Below are 12,714 nucleotides of genomic sequence, written 5' to 3'. Positions count from 1 at the left end.
TGCCGCGCGCGGCTCAGGCCGCGGCCGTCAGCATCCCGTAGATTTCGTCCTTCAGGCGCATCCGCTGGCGGCGCATCTCTTCCTCCGCCTCGTCCGAGACAGGCTCGATCCGCGCCTCGGCCCGGTGCACGGCCCGGTTGACCTCGTGATACTCCGCGCAGAGCTTGGCAAAATGCGCGTTGCTCTCGCGCAGCTGCGCGATCAGTTCCACCTTGTCCGGAAATTCCTCGGCCAACTCATGGGGCGTATGAGACATGGACCTCTCCCTCTCTTGTTACGTCCCCACCCTAGGGCCGTTGCCGCGCACCACCTTGATCCGGGTCAAACACCCCACGGATTTTCAGGTTTTCGGCTCCGAAACCGACGGGGTGATCACCCCCCGGCGCAACCGCGCCTCGCGCCAGGACAGAAACGAGATCGCCGCCACGATCAGACCGCCGCCCAGCACCACGAATCCGTCCACCGCCTCGCCGAAGACCAGCGCACCCAGCGCCGTGGCCCAGACCAGCTGCAGGAAGGTCACCGGCTGGGTGACCGACATCGGCGCGGCCTGAAACGCACGGGTCATGGTGTAATGTCCCAACGTCGCGAAACAGGCGACGCCGAACAGCACCACGAGGTGCCAAGGGCTCGGCGTCACCCAGACGGCAATCGCGAAGGGCGCCAGCCCGATGGACACGAAGATCGACAGCCACGCCACCACCAGCCCCGGCGACAGGTCCCGCACCAGCCGCTTGGCCAACAGATAGCTGATCGCGAAGCCAAGCGCCGTGCCGAGCATGGCGAAATGGCCCGGAGACAGCTCCCGAAACCCCGGCCGCAGGATGATCAGCGCCCCGAGCAGCGCGACGCAGATCGCCGCGATCCGCCTTGCGGCCAGCTTCTCGCCCAGAAACAGGGCCGCCCCGATGGTCACGTAGACCGGCGAGAAATAGTTCATCGCCGTCACCTCGGCGATGGGGATCTGGGTCATGGCGAAGAACCAGGCGATCACCGCGCCGGTGTGGATCAGCCCGCGAAGGGCAAAGATCGACAGGTTGGCCCGCGACGGCAGCGTCCGCAGCAGCGAGGCCAGCACCGGCAAAATGAACACCAGCCCCAGCACGTAGCGCAGGAAGGCCGCCTGGGCGGCTGGAATGTCACTCCCGATGGATTTGACCAGCGCCGTGACCGCCACGAAGCTCACCCCCGTGGCGACCATCCAGAGCATCCCCGCCAAGGGCCGTGATTGGCTGTCCGTCATGGCGTTGGCGTGCCACGGAATGCGCGGGCTGTGCAAGAGCCGCGCGCTACCGCGTGGCCGCCACAACCTCCGCCACCGTGGTCAGAATATCGGCCCCGTACTGATCGCGCAGCAACCCGTCGAGCGTGTCGATCCGGTGGCCGCCCCCCTCCACCAGCCGCACCTGGATCTCGGCGCCCGCGCGCTGCATCATCTCGACCGTGTCGGCGACCGAGCGCGCATTGTGCCCCGACACGCCCTTCGGCCCGACCCCGCCCTGGGCGGGCTGGTTCTCGTCCTCGGTGCCGTGGATATGCAGGATACGCAGCCCCCGCAGCGGCCCCATGCACCGATCGATCGCCGGGGTGCCCGAGATCGCGATCACCGTCTGCACCAGCCCGGGCCGTTCGCAGACCAGCCGGTAGGCCATCATCGCCCCGTTGGAATGGCCCACGACGGTGATCCGGTCCGGGTCCGCCAGCCCCTGCTCGACCAGCGCGAGGATGATGTTCTCCAGGTAGGCGACATCCTGCACCGTGGTGTCGATGGCCCCGCGCCCCTCCATCCCCGCGTTCCAGGCGTTCATGCCGCCGCGCGCCTCCATCATCGGCCCGCTGCGGTTCAGCTTCAGGGCCGTGCCCGTGGGATAGACCAGGTTGAAGCCCACCCGCTCCGCCGCCTCGGCCAGGGGCAGGGTCTCGTACATCTTCTCACCGCTCTGAAACCCGGCATGGAGCACCATGACCAGCGGCGCGGCCTGCCCCTGCACGCTCTCGGCGCGGTAGAGCAGAAATTCACGCCCCTGCAGCGCCATCTCGTCGAGGCCCCGGGCCGGGGCGGCGGACGTGCCGAAGCTGAGCAGACCGAAGATCGACAGGAGCGCGGCCTTCAGGGCCTGCCAGATCCTGGACAGGAAGGAATGGTCTGACATGATCCGCGCCGCCTTTGCCTCTTGCCCTCAGCGACCTAGGCACCGCCGAAGGCAAAGTCTAGCGCGCAGATGCCGACAGCTTGCGACAAAGCCGTGGCGCGCGCTTTATCCCGGCACGCCCCGGATCAGCAGCTTTGCTGCCAGCGCCCACATGGTCACCGCGATGATCAGGTCCAGAACCTGCCACGCCCGGGGGCGGGCAAAGACCGGGCTGAGCGCCCGCGCGCCGTAACCGAGGGCAGCGAAAAATACCAGGCTCGCCGCCGCCGCCCCGACCCCGAAGGCGCCCCGTGCCTCGCCGAACTGCGCCGAAAGCGCCCCGATCACCACCAGCGTGTCGAGATAGACATGGGGGTTGAGCCAGGTCAGCGCGAGACAGGTCAGCACCGCGGCGCGCAGGCTCTCGGCCCCGGACCGCGCCGGGTCCAGCGCCGCGCCGCCCCGCCAGGCCGCCAGCGCATGGGTCGCCCCGTACCAGACCAGGAACGCCGCCCCCGCCCAGAGTGTGACCGGCGCAAGCCACGGCATCCGCGCCTCTATCGCGGCAAAGCCCGACACCCCCGCCGCGATCAGGATCGCATCCGACAGGGTGCAGATCACCACCAGCGCCCCCACATGGCTCCGCCGCAGCCCCTGGCGCAGCAGGAACGCATTCTGCGCCCCGATCGCCACGATCAGTTGCAGCCCGAGGGCAAAGCCGGACCCGGCCGCGAGAAGAGTGGGGGAAAGCATGGGCAACACCTGCGCGATTGACCCGCCCGGGCTAACTTCCCAAACGATTTGCGTCCAGTTAAACTTCTTGGACTATCTTAAGGAGTTCTAATGCTAAGCGACCCGGCCCTCATCGCCCTTTCGCAGGTGCTGCGCACCGGCAGTTTCGATGCCGCCGCGCGCAGCCTTGGCCTCACGCCCTCCGCGATCTCGCAGCGGATCAAGGGGTTGGAGGATCGGCTGGGCACACCACTGGTGCACCGCACCCAGCCCTGCACCGGCACGGCGGCGGGCCAGCGCCTGCTGCGCCATGCCGACGAGGTCGCCCTGCTGGAGGCCGCCCTCGCCCGCGATCTGCCCGCCCTCGGCCCCGCCGCCCTGCCGCACCTGCGCCTCGCGGTGAATGCCGACAGCCTCGCCACCTGGGTGATCCCGGCGCTGGCGGCCTGCGCGGACATGCTGTTCGATCTGGTGGTGGACGACCAGGACCACGCGGCCGACTGGCTCCAGCGGGGGGAGGTGCTGGCCGCGCTCAGCACCCGGGGCACCCCGGTCACCGGCTGCGACGTCACCGCCCTGGGGCGCTTGCGCTACCGCGCCACGGCCAGCCCCGCCTTCATGGCGCGCCACTTCCCCGCGGGCGTGACCGCCGACGCCCTGGCACGGGCCCCCTGCATGACCTTCAACCCCAAGGACCGGCTGCAGCGGGACTGGATCGCGCAGGTCTGGGGCCGGCCGGTCCTGCCGCCCACCCACCTGCTGCCCTCCACCCACGCCTTTGTCGACGCGGCCCTGGCCGGGCTCGGCTGGGGGATGAACCCCGAACCGCTGGTGCGCGACCACCTCGCCGCCGGACGCCTGGTCGAACTGGTGCCCGACACCCCGCTCGACACCGCGCTTTTCTGGCAGGTCCGGCGCCTGTCGGCCCCTGCCCTCGCCCCGCTCACCGCGGCCCTGCGCCAGGCCGCCCGCGCGGGCCTGCATCAGCACGCGCCCGCCCCGCGCCGCAGCCGCCAAAGCTCCACCAAGAGCAGATAGGGCAGGAAGAACGCGAACACCTGCACCCGGTCGAACGCCCCGGTAAACGCCTCGTTCGACCCCAGCCCGCCGGTCAACGCATACCACAGCCCGTAATGCACCCGGTACGCCCAGGAAGCCATGGCCAGCACCGCCAGCCGCAGCGCCCAGATCTGATGCCCCGCGAGATCCCGCGCCCGCGCGTGCCGGACCGCCTGCACCGCCGCCAGCAACATCAACGCCCCGTAAAGCCCGAAGCCCAAATCCATCACCGCGCCGCCGATGGTCCCCTGCACCGCGATGAAGGCCAGCCCGCCCAGCGCGGCCATCCCCGCCGCCCCGGCGATCACCCGGCCCGCGGCCCGGTGCAGCCCCGGCCAGCGGCGCCGCAAAATCGGCAAGACCTGGATCGGCACCAGGGCGGTGATCAGCGCACCGGCCAGCATATGCGCCGCCAGCGCCACTTCCGCCCCCCGCGCGCCGGTGTCGAACAGGTAACTCTCCGCCCCGGGATCCGCGACGAGCCCGCGCCAGCCGAACGCCGCGGCATAGGCCACGAAAGGCAGCGCCAGCAGCCAGACCGCCCCCAGCCCAAGATATCCCGCCCGTCCCATCCCGCGCACCTCAATGCCAACTCAAGTCCGCAAATGCCCCGCCGCAGGCACCCCGCGCCGCAGGTTCACAGAAACGATCCACCCCGCGCCGCCGACAGGAAGGCGCGCGCCTCGGTCGCGGTCTCGAACACATGGGGGCGCACCTCCCGGGCGAAGGCCGCGCCGAGCTTCATCCGCATGAAGGCGGAGCCCGAATACCGCGTCACCGTCCCGTAGAAGCGGTCTTCCATCTGCTGCACCATCGCCACCCAGGCGTCCTCGACCTCCTCGTCGATCCGCGCCCCGTCGTAATTGGCGACCACGTCCACCCGGTGCCCCAGCGGCGCGCAGACCGCCTCGACCCGGGCGCGGACCTTGTTCACGTCGCCGGGCGCGCGCACCCGCATCTTCTCGAAATTCAGGAACAGCTGCGCCTTGTCCGCCGACAGCGCCACGCGGTCATCGAGGTCCAGATGCAGCAGGTCCACCCGCAATCCCATCGGCCCCTCGGCAAAGAGCCGCGCGTCCATCTCGGCAATCTCCGGGGCCATTTCCGGCGCGAAAGCCATGTGGGCCAGTACGTCCCGCTCCAGGTCGATCCCCGGCGCGATCTCGACCAGTTCCACCCCTTCGGGGCGGAGCCGAAAGACCGCGCGCTCGGTGACATAGAGCACCTTCTTGCCCGCCGCCGCCGCAAGCGGGCCGGAAAAGGTCACCTGCTCCACCGCCTCGACGAACTTGGTCACCCGGCCCTCGGACCGGATCTCCACCCCCGCCTCCGACACGGCCAGGTCCAATCCAACGGAGGTGAAGGTGCCCGCGAACACCACCGCCCGGGCGTTCTGGCTGATATTGATGAACCCGCCCGCCCCGGCGAGCTTGGGCCCGAAACGCGAGACGTTCACATTGCCGCGCGCGTCCACCTGCGCCATGCCCAGCACCGCGATATCCAGCCCCCCGCCATCGTAGAAATCGAACTGCGCCGATTGCGGCACGATCGCGTCCGTATTCACCGCGGCTCCGAAATCCAGCCCCGAGGCCGGCTGCCCGCCGATCACCCCCGGCTCGGCGGTCAGGGTCAGATGCGGCAAGAGCTTCTCCTCCCCGGCCACGGCGGCCACCCCCTCGGGCATCCCGATCCCGAGGTTCACCACCCCGTTGATCGGCAACTCGAAGGCCGCGCGCCGGGCGATCACCTTGCGCGGGGTCAACGGCATCTCGGGCACGGTGTCCGCCTCCACCCGGAACTGACCGGAAAACGCGTGGCTGTAGGGCGTGGCGAAGGTCTGGTGGTGGTTCTCGGGGGCGGCCACCACCACCGCGTCCACCAGCGCCCCGGGGATCACCACGTCGCGCGGGTTGAGCCCGTGGCGCGCCACCATGCGCTCGACCTGCACGATCACCACCCCGCCGGAGTTTTTCGCCGCCATGGCTTGTGCAAGGTTGTCGATCACCAGCGCCTCGCGCTCCATCGAGATATTGCCCGCCGGGTCGGCGGAGGTGCCGCGCAGCAAGGCCACATGCACCGGCAGGGCGCGGTAGAACAGGTGTTCCGCCCCGCCTACCTCCATCACCGAGACGATCTCGTCATGGGTGACATCGTTGATCTTGCCCCCCTCCAGGCGCGGGTCGACGAAGGTGCCCAGCCCCACCCGGCTGAGCGTGCCGGGCCGGCCCGCGGCGATGTCGCGATAAAGGTGACTGATCACCCCCTGGGGCAGGTTATAGGCCGCGATCTTGCCCGCCGTGGCCAGGGCCGCCACCTTGGGGATCAGCCCCCAGTGGCCCCCAATCACCCGCGCCAGCAATCCTTCGTGGCCCAGACGGTTCAGCCCCCTGTCCTTGCCGTCCCCTTGGCCCGCCGCAAAAAACAGCGTCAGGTCCCGCGGGTGCGCGGTCTCGACGAACCGGGTCTCCAGCGCCACGAGCAATTCCTCCGGCACACCGATCCCAACGAAGCCGGAGGTCGTCACCGTATCCCCGTCGCGGACCAGCTCCGCCGCCGCCGCGGCCGAAATCTGTTTGTTCGGCATGCTCGCCCCCTCGTTTACCCCGCCGACAATGTACAGCCGCCCCGCCCCATGACCAGCGCCCAGAGCACATGGCGCGCAAGGAGCCTGAGAAGGGCGCGGCCCGGCCCCGCGGTGGACTGTCACGGTCCGGTCACTTTGGACTCGCCCGAAGCGGCGGTTTTCTGCTACGCGATGGCAGGGGAGCGGGAACAAACTTTCTGCAAGGTGCTGCCATGATCCATGAGAACTTCCACACCGACGCAGCCGCCGTTCTGGCGCTCAAGGACGACGATATCGGAGAGTTTCTGCGCGAGCAGATCGCCCGCAAACGCCTGAGCCAGTTGGTGCAATCGCTCAACAACGATGTCCTCGACGGCAGTGCCGAAGCCGCCCAAGCGGCGCGCCGCGCCCTGTCGCGACTGGGCTTCGTCGACGACCGCGCCTGAGCCGCGCGCGCGAATCGCACCCTGACGTCCCATCACGCCCTGCAGGTCACAAACCGCAGGTCGCCCAGCCGAATCCGGCCTGCCCGAACCCATCGCCGTTGTAGAACATCACATGGCCCTCCCCGAGCGGGAGCACCGCCGGATAGGCCTGCATGAACCCGTCCCAGTCCTCGGGTTCGGGCGGGTTTGCAAAGTGCATCGGCCGCGGCACGCTGGCCGGTGTGCCCGCCGGGTCCAGCGGCCCCGCCATGATGCGATAGGCGGCATCGCGCTGGGACCGGAACCCCGCGCTCTGGCGGCGCGAAAAAAACAACCAGTCCCGACCGTTGACCCGCGCCACCCAGGGCCGCGCGATGCCCCCGCCCCGGGGCAGCAGCCCCTCGCCCAGCGCCAGCGTCACGTCGGTCCCCCGCCATGCCACGCCGTCCTCGGAAACCGCGCGCCGCAACCCGTACTCCGCATCCCAGGGCCCGTCCGACCGCGCCTGCCAGCCGGTGGCACTCATGTACCACCCCTCCCAACCCGCGCCCGCAGGCCGGGCATGGAGAAGCGACACGAAATAGGGATCTCGCGGCCCGACGGACAGGATCGGGCCATCCGCAACGCGCTCGAAAGCCGCGCCATCCGTACTCCGCGCCAAGCCGATCGCCAGCCCATAGGGCACATCGCGCCGCCGATGCATCCCGAGGTAATAGAGCCACACCGCCCCGTCGCGCCGCACCGCCAGGCTCGCCCCCTGCCCCGCACTGTCGAACAGCCCCGGCGCGCCCAGCTCCAGCAGTGGCGCGGTGCTCTGGTACAGCACCCGCATGTCGTCCAGCGGATCGAGATCGACGAACAGGATCCGGGAGCGGTTCTCCGGATCCCGAACCGAGAAATACACCCGCCAGAGCCGCTCGCTCAGGATCAGCGGCGTCGGGCACTGGGCATGGCTCGCCCAACCCGGCACCGACGCGTCAGGCGCCGTGCGGATCAGCCCGCGCCGGGTCCAGAGCGCCCCGAGGTCGCCTTCCGCCACCGCGCTCACAGCAACCTGTGCATCTTGTCGCTGCCAAAGGGCTTTATCTCGGAGCTCTGCCCCATCACCACCGATCCCGGCGCCAGGTCGCGCGACACGAACGCCCCGTTGACCAGTGCGCAGCCCGCCCCGATGGTCAGCCCGTGCGTGATCCCGACCTGGCCCGCGATATGGCACGCGTCCCCGATCACCGTGGAGCCCGCGATGCCCACCTGCGAGGCGATGAACACATGGTCCCCGATGGTGACATGGTGCCCGATATGGTTGCCGCTCCACAGGATGCAGTTGTTCCCGACGCGCGAGAAGGGTTGCAGGACATTGCGCTCCAGAATCACGCAATTCTCACCGATCTGATCGGTATAGATGTTGCAATCGGGATGGATGAACCGCGCGAACGCATACCCCCGCGCCTTGCCCTCCAGGTACCGATCCCGACGGATCGTGTTCATCCGGCGGTAGGTCAACGGGCCAAGCAGATCGAACATGTCGGGCGGAAAGCGCGTCTCAAGCTGGCTCCAGGGGACCAGCGGCAAGCCATCATGGGTGTCCCCCTCGCAATAGGCATCATCGAGGGTATACCCGACGATCCGCAACTCCGGCGCATGGGCACGCAGATAGACCGCCACCACCGCCGCCATGTCGCCGGTTCCGAAAATCACCAGATCGCGACTCATCGCCCGCCTCCGGTGTCGGGCCAATCCGACAGAACCTGCTGCACCCGCGCCAGGGGCACCTCGTAGTCGGAACGGTCAAGATAGGCCCCGTGCCGCTGCACGAAGGGTCCCGTGGCAATGGTCAGATCGATGCTGATCCGGTCGATGCAGCTGGAATAAAGCGTCATCAGGTCGATCGCTCCATGGCTGAGCAGGCACATCCGCGTGCCGGGACGGGCGAAGAACATCCCGTGACTGGCCGACCCGGCCATGCAGACCACGTGCTCCGCGGCCCGGATGATCCGCACCTACTCCGCGAAACTGTGCGTCTCGAGGCGGAAATCGCGGTAGCCCAGCGCACCGAGATAGCCGTCGATCTCCCGGTGTTGACCAGCTTGCGATAGCGCGGCGGCGTGCGCCGGATAAAGAGCCGCTTGGCGTCCTCCGGCTGCGGCGTCAGCACCGTGTCGGCCCAGGCGCCTGCGTCGCGAAAAAGCCGTGCCAATTTTGGCATATGGGCACCAAAGATGTTCAGATCCCGCACGACCCCGTCCTCGGACAGATGGTCGCCGCGCACGAACTGCGGATTGTCGAGCCACGAAGTCTGGGCGAACAGCGTCCCCACTTCAACCCGGTGGCGCCGCGGCACGCGGATGATCTCGTGCCGCCCGCCCGAGAACAGGGCGATGGACTGCCGATGCTGCCCGGGCATGTCCGCGTCGATCAGGACCGGCACGCCCTCCAGCTCGGGATCGTCCCGCAGGGTCAGGCACAGCCGCAAGAGCCCGTACAACCAGTGACCGAAAGCCTCCGCGCTCAGACCCATGACCGAAATCGCGCGATCCAGCCGCATCACCCGATCCTCGGCGCGATCCTCGATATGGTACACATGGTCGCCGTCCTGCTGGTAGAACGCCGGATCGAGCCCCAACTCCACCGGCACCCTGGCCAACTCGTCCCCCTGCCGATCGAGGATCAGCCGGTCCCCCTTGCGGATCGCCGGGCTGCGCTTAAAGAGCGTCACATCCTTCAGCCACCCGCCCGCCACCACCCGGGGCACCCGGGGCACGGGCATCGGCTTGCCAGGGCCCGGCACCCGGGGCGGCTCCAGCGTGCAGGGCGCCGTGGGCCGGTCCACGATCCGCAGCACTGTGCCCTCCGCCTGCAACACGTCCCACAGCTGCGGGATCAGCATCCCCCGCAACCGCGCGAACCCGTCCTCGGGCGCGCAGTGCCGGTGCAGGATCGTCTTGGTGTGCACCTCATGGACCAGGCTCGGCAGCTTGCCGGGCGTGATTTTCGGAAGCTCTGCATGCACCGGCCCGAGGGCCGCATCCAGCCCTTCGGGCGTGTGATCGAGCTGGCTCATGGGCGCGGTCTCGCGGTCTGCATCGCACGGCCGCGCCCGTGCGGTAGGTCCGCCTCCATCCAGGCGAGCGCGGCTTCCGCGACCGGCATCTCGATCTCGTAGTTCGACTGGTCCACCCAGGGCTGTGACCTTTCGGTGAACGGCCCCGACAGCACCCGCAGGTCGAACCCGAGGCAGGCGAAGGCCTCCGACTGCCAGGCAAAGCGCGACATCTCCGGATGACTGAGATAGAGCACCCGCGTCCCCGGCCGGGCCAGCGGCAGCCCCAGCGACCCGGACCCGTTCTGCACCACGATCCGATCCGCCGCACGCAAGGTGGCAACCTGCGCGGCAAAGCCCATTTCCTCGGGAAAGACCGTGACATAGCCGAGCTCGTCCAGCCTGTCGCGCAGCGCTTCCCAGTTGGCGATGGACCGGTGGCGGGCAGGCTTTCGCGCCCAGAACACCCGACGCTGCGCCCGGATCTGCGGCGCAACCGCCACCCCGAGCTCGGCGATCCGCGCATCGGCCCGCGCGCCGGCCTGCGCGTAAACCCCGGCAACCCACGGGACCACCGCATGCACCTTCGAGACGTCGAGCCCCTCGTCCGTGGTGATCAGATGCGGCGCATAGGCCCAATCGAGCACACAGAACAGCCGGTCGACCCGGACCCGCAGGCCGCGCGGCACCTCGATGATCTCGGGGCCGTCTTCCCCGCCGAAGAAGCGCAACGCCTCCGCATGCTGCGCCGGGATATCGGCATCCACGAGCAGCGGCGGCGTTGCCGCGCCCAGAAGCGCCCGCGTCGCCAGAAACCGCGGCAGCTGCTCCAGCATCCAGTGCCCGAACGAGTCCGCGTTGATCCCCAGCAGCGAGAGCGCCCGGGGCAGATGCAGGCAGCGGCCCGGACCGGTATCCTCGATGAAGGCCACCTCCGCCGCGCCGGTCCTGCGAAAGACGACCGGATCGAAGGCCAACTCTTCGGGCAGACTGGTCAACTCGTCGTGCTGCGCATCGCGCAGCAATTCCTCTCCCCGCGCCACAAGCGCCGAGCGGGCAAAGACCGTCGCATCCTCCAGCCATCCCGCCAGGATCCGCCGCCCGGTGTTGCGCAGCTCGGGTACATGGCCCGGCCCATGGATCTCGGGCGCGCGGTTCACCCGCGGCTCACCGCCGGGATTCAGCACGATGACCGGCTCGGCCGCCTCCGCCTCCAGCACCGCACCGAGATCGCGCAGCGGGCGCCGGCGCAACGCATGGGCCGCATCCAGCTCCGACAAGGCGCAGAAAACCTCGAACGCCTCGTCCATCGGCAGACGCGCCGCCAGATCGCATTTGGCCCGCATCGCGTTCATCAGCGAGGTCGCCATGCCGTTCGGCCGCAGGGCACATCGTTTGACGGTCTGTCGCCAGAGCGGTTCGGGAACGGCTTGGGGGCGTTGGATCACGGGAAGGTCAGGACCTGCCCGGGAACAGCCGCCTGCAACGGGTCGTAGGCCCGCGCCGGGGGCAAGGCCCGGGACAGGGTCTGCACCACGCGCGCGATGTCGCCGGGGCTGAGATCAGGTGCCATGGGCAGGCCGATCAGCCGGGCGCTGATATCTGCCGTCACCGGCAACGGGTCGGCCCGACAGCCCGCGAAATGGGACATGGCGTGCAGCCCTTCCTCGTACCAGCGCCGCCAGCCGACGCGCGAGGCCTGCAGGCCGTCGCGCAGGGCCTGTGCCTCCGCCACGGTCTCCGCCAGGAACAGCGCATAGGCCGAACTGACCGCACCGCCGACGAACAGCGTGCCTGGCAGCGCTTGGGCCGCCACGGCCGCCTTGTAATCCGCGGCCACCGCCTCATAGGCGGTCAGACGCACCTCGAGCCGGTCCAGCATCGCATGACCCACGGCGGCGTGGTATTCGCTCATCTTGCCATTGAACCCCGCCATCCGGCATTCACGCGAATGGAGGAAGCCAAAATTCGTCGCCTGACAGATCAGCTCCCGACCTTCCTGGTTGCGCCACAGGACCGCGCCGCCCTCCCCGGTTGAAAAGGTCTTGGTGGCATGGAAGCTCACCGCGATCGGCACCACGTCCGAAATCACCTCGGGGCTGCCCAGCACCTGCTCGAAGGCCGCCGCCCCGTCGACCACGACCGGCACGCCGAGGCGGGCCTGCACCCGCTCCAGCGCGCGCATGTCCGGCAGGCGGCCATAGGGCGCCACCGCCACGATCACACCCGCCTCCGGCGCGGCGGGGTGGGTCAGCAGAAGGTCCGGGTCGAGCGCCCAGGTCTCGGGATCGATGTCGAGAAAGAAGGGCTGGTATCCGCAACGCTCGGCCGCCAGCGCGGTCGCCGCAAAGGTATAGGAGGGCAAGAGCGCCAGCGGCCTCTCCGCCGTCGCGCGGCCGCTTGTCGCCAGGATGGCCGCCTCCAGCGCCGCGGTACCCGTGGCGGTCGTGACCACCACATCCGGCGCGGAGGCCTGCGTTCCGAAACAGCGCGACAGCCGTGTCTCCAGTTCCTGAACCAGATGCCCGCGGTTGGTATACCATCGGGTCCGGTCCAGCGTCTCAAGATAGGATGCGATCTCGGACGCGCTCGGCAACAAGGGACTACAAACTTTGCGAAAATCTATCGACATGGACGATATTTATCACTTAGACCGGCCATGCGGAAACATTTTCTCAATTTGCACGGCATACCATTTGCCGGGGCGTCTCAATCCGGACACGGCCCGCTCCTGCCATCCGGCAAGAGCTTGCGCCTCGGAAA

14 protein-coding genes are annotated in these 12,714 nt (G+C 68.9%); 2 read left to right on the top strand and 12 right to left on the bottom strand.

Annotated elements, in window-relative coordinates:
* Window positions 1-13: 13 nt before the first annotated feature.
* From DSHI_RS03660 to DSHI_RS03645, 4 genes are all read right to left on the bottom strand, one after another.
* A complete protein-coding gene (locus DSHI_RS03660; RefSeq protein ID WP_012177392.1) occupies window positions 14-256 on the bottom strand; it encodes an HP1242/YdcH family protein in 243 nt (80 codons plus the stop codon).
* Window positions 257-340: 84 nt separating this feature from the next.
* Window positions 341-1,243, bottom strand: a complete 903-nt coding sequence (locus DSHI_RS03655; protein WP_044027622.1) for a DMT family transporter — start codon at window positions 1,241-1,243, stop codon at window positions 341-343.
* Between the two features lie 46 nt (window positions 1,244-1,289).
* The gene (locus tag DSHI_RS03650) at window positions 1,290-2,153 is read right to left on the bottom strand and encodes a CE1 family esterase (protein ID WP_012177390.1); all 864 of its coding nucleotides are present in this window, start codon (window positions 2,151-2,153) and stop codon (window positions 1,290-1,292) included.
* A 105-nt stretch (window positions 2,154-2,258) separates the two neighbouring features.
* Window positions 2,259-2,885 carry a LysE/ArgO family amino acid transporter gene (locus tag DSHI_RS03645; protein WP_012177389.1) on the bottom strand — a complete coding sequence of 209 codons (627 nt, stop codon included), beginning with the start codon at window positions 2,883-2,885 and terminating at the stop codon, window positions 2,259-2,261.
* 90 nt (window positions 2,886-2,975) lie between these two features.
* Here DSHI_RS03645 and DSHI_RS03640 point away from each other — a divergent pair, with 90 nt between their 5' ends.
* Window positions 2,976-3,902 carry a LysR family transcriptional regulator ArgP gene (locus DSHI_RS03640; RefSeq protein ID WP_012177388.1) on the top strand — a complete coding sequence of 309 codons (927 nt, stop codon included), beginning with the start codon at window positions 2,976-2,978 and terminating at the stop codon, window positions 3,900-3,902.
* Here DSHI_RS03640 and DSHI_RS03635 read toward each other — a convergent pair.
* On the bottom strand, window positions 3,848-4,495 hold the full coding sequence (locus DSHI_RS03635; RefSeq protein ID WP_012177387.1) for a DUF2306 domain-containing protein: 648 nt from the start codon (window positions 4,493-4,495) through the stop codon (window positions 3,848-3,850). The genes DSHI_RS03640 and DSHI_RS03635 overlap by 55 nt on opposite strands.
* 65 nt (window positions 4,496-4,560) lie before the next feature.
* A complete protein-coding gene (locus tag DSHI_RS03630; protein ID WP_012177386.1) occupies window positions 4,561-6,507 on the bottom strand; it encodes an acyl CoA:acetate/3-ketoacid CoA transferase in 1,947 nt (648 codons plus the stop codon).
* Between the two features lie 212 nt (window positions 6,508-6,719).
* Here DSHI_RS03630 and DSHI_RS03625 point away from each other — a divergent pair, with 212 nt between their 5' ends.
* Window positions 6,720-6,932 (top strand): hypothetical protein, encoded by a 213-nt coding sequence (locus DSHI_RS03625; protein WP_044027621.1) that lies wholly within the window; start codon window positions 6,720-6,722, stop codon window positions 6,930-6,932.
* 46 nt (window positions 6,933-6,978) lie between these two features.
* On the opposite strand, the gene DSHI_RS03620 is transcribed toward DSHI_RS03625, so the two are convergent.
* The 6 genes from DSHI_RS03620 to DSHI_RS03600 are packed head-to-tail and all read right to left on the bottom strand — an operon-like array spanning window position 6,979 to window position 12,547.
* On the bottom strand, window positions 6,979-7,959 hold the full coding sequence (locus DSHI_RS03620) for a glycoside hydrolase family protein (RefSeq protein ID WP_044027620.1): 981 nt from the start codon (window positions 7,957-7,959) through the stop codon (window positions 6,979-6,981).
* The gene (locus DSHI_RS03615; RefSeq protein ID WP_012177384.1) at window positions 7,956-8,624 is read right to left on the bottom strand and encodes an acetyltransferase; all 669 of its coding nucleotides are present in this window, start codon (window positions 8,622-8,624) and stop codon (window positions 7,956-7,958) included. Before DSHI_RS03615 ends, DSHI_RS03620 begins: the two co-directional genes overlap by 4 nt.
* On the bottom strand, window positions 8,621-8,791 hold the full coding sequence (locus tag DSHI_RS03610; protein WP_157865237.1) for a hypothetical protein: 171 nt from the start codon (window positions 8,789-8,791) through the stop codon (window positions 8,621-8,623). The genes DSHI_RS03615 and DSHI_RS03610 overlap by 4 nt, the downstream gene beginning before the upstream one ends.
* Window positions 8,791-9,972 carry a glycosyltransferase family 61 protein gene (locus DSHI_RS21265; RefSeq protein ID WP_050757810.1) on the bottom strand — a complete coding sequence of 394 codons (1,182 nt, stop codon included), beginning with the start codon at window positions 9,970-9,972 and terminating at the stop codon, window positions 8,791-8,793. Before DSHI_RS21265 ends, DSHI_RS03610 begins: the two co-directional genes overlap by 1 nt.
* The gene (locus DSHI_RS03605; RefSeq protein ID WP_012177383.1) at window positions 9,969-11,399 is read right to left on the bottom strand and encodes a glycosyltransferase family 61 protein; all 1,431 of its coding nucleotides are present in this window, start codon (window positions 11,397-11,399) and stop codon (window positions 9,969-9,971) included. The genes DSHI_RS21265 and DSHI_RS03605 overlap by 4 nt, the downstream gene beginning before the upstream one ends.
* Entirely contained in the window at window positions 11,396-12,547 is a 1,152-nt protein-coding gene (locus DSHI_RS03600) for a DegT/DnrJ/EryC1/StrS family aminotransferase (RefSeq protein ID WP_157865234.1), read from the bottom strand. The genes DSHI_RS03605 and DSHI_RS03600 overlap by 4 nt, the downstream gene beginning before the upstream one ends.
* Window positions 12,548-12,714: the final 167 nt, after the last annotated feature.

Origin of the sequence: Dinoroseobacter shibae DFL 12 = DSM 16493 (genome assembly GCF_000018145.1) — a bacterium.
GTDB classification, from domain to species: Bacteria; Pseudomonadota; Alphaproteobacteria; order Rhodobacterales; family Rhodobacteraceae; genus Dinoroseobacter; species Dinoroseobacter shibae.
Note: the sequence above shows the minus strand (reverse complement) of the source record. Positions and strands in the feature narration are given on the sequence as shown.

Bases quoted from the DNA above. Each gene is read 5' to 3' on its own strand.
- DSHI_RS03645 (WP_012177389.1), bottom strand. From the start codon at position 2,885: ATGCTTTCCCCCACTCTTCTCGCGGCCGGGTCCGGCTTTGCCCTCGGG.
- DSHI_RS03615 (WP_012177384.1), bottom strand. From the start codon at position 8,624: ATGAGTCGCGATCTGGTGATTTTCGGAACCGGCGACATGGCGGCGGTG.
- DSHI_RS03610 (WP_157865237.1), bottom strand. From the start codon at position 8,791: ATGACGCTTTATTCCAGCTGCATCGACCGGATCAGCATCGATCTGACC.
- DSHI_RS03640 (WP_012177388.1), top strand. From the start codon at position 2,976: ATGCTAAGCGACCCGGCCCTCATCGCCCTTTCGCAGGTGCTGCGCACC.
- DSHI_RS03635 (WP_012177387.1), bottom strand. From the start codon at position 4,495: ATGGGACGGGCGGGATATCTTGGGCTGGGGGCGGTCTGGCTGCTGGCG.
- DSHI_RS03660 (WP_012177392.1), bottom strand. From the start codon at position 256: ATGTCTCATACGCCCCATGAGTTGGCCGAGGAATTTCCGGACAAGGTG.
- DSHI_RS03625 (WP_044027621.1), top strand. From the start codon at position 6,720: ATGATCCATGAGAACTTCCACACCGACGCAGCCGCCGTTCTGGCGCTC.
- DSHI_RS03630 (WP_012177386.1), bottom strand. From the start codon at position 6,507: ATGCCGAACAAACAGATTTCGGCCGCGGCGGCGGCGGAGCTGGTCCGC.
- DSHI_RS03655 (WP_044027622.1), bottom strand. From the start codon at position 1,243: ATGACGGACAGCCAATCACGGCCCTTGGCGGGGATGCTCTGGATGGTC.
- DSHI_RS03650 (WP_012177390.1), bottom strand. From the start codon at position 2,153: ATGTCAGACCATTCCTTCCTGTCCAGGATCTGGCAGGCCCTGAAGGCC.
- DSHI_RS21265 (WP_050757810.1), bottom strand. From the start codon at position 9,972: ATGAGCCAGCTCGATCACACGCCCGAAGGGCTGGATGCGGCCCTCGGG.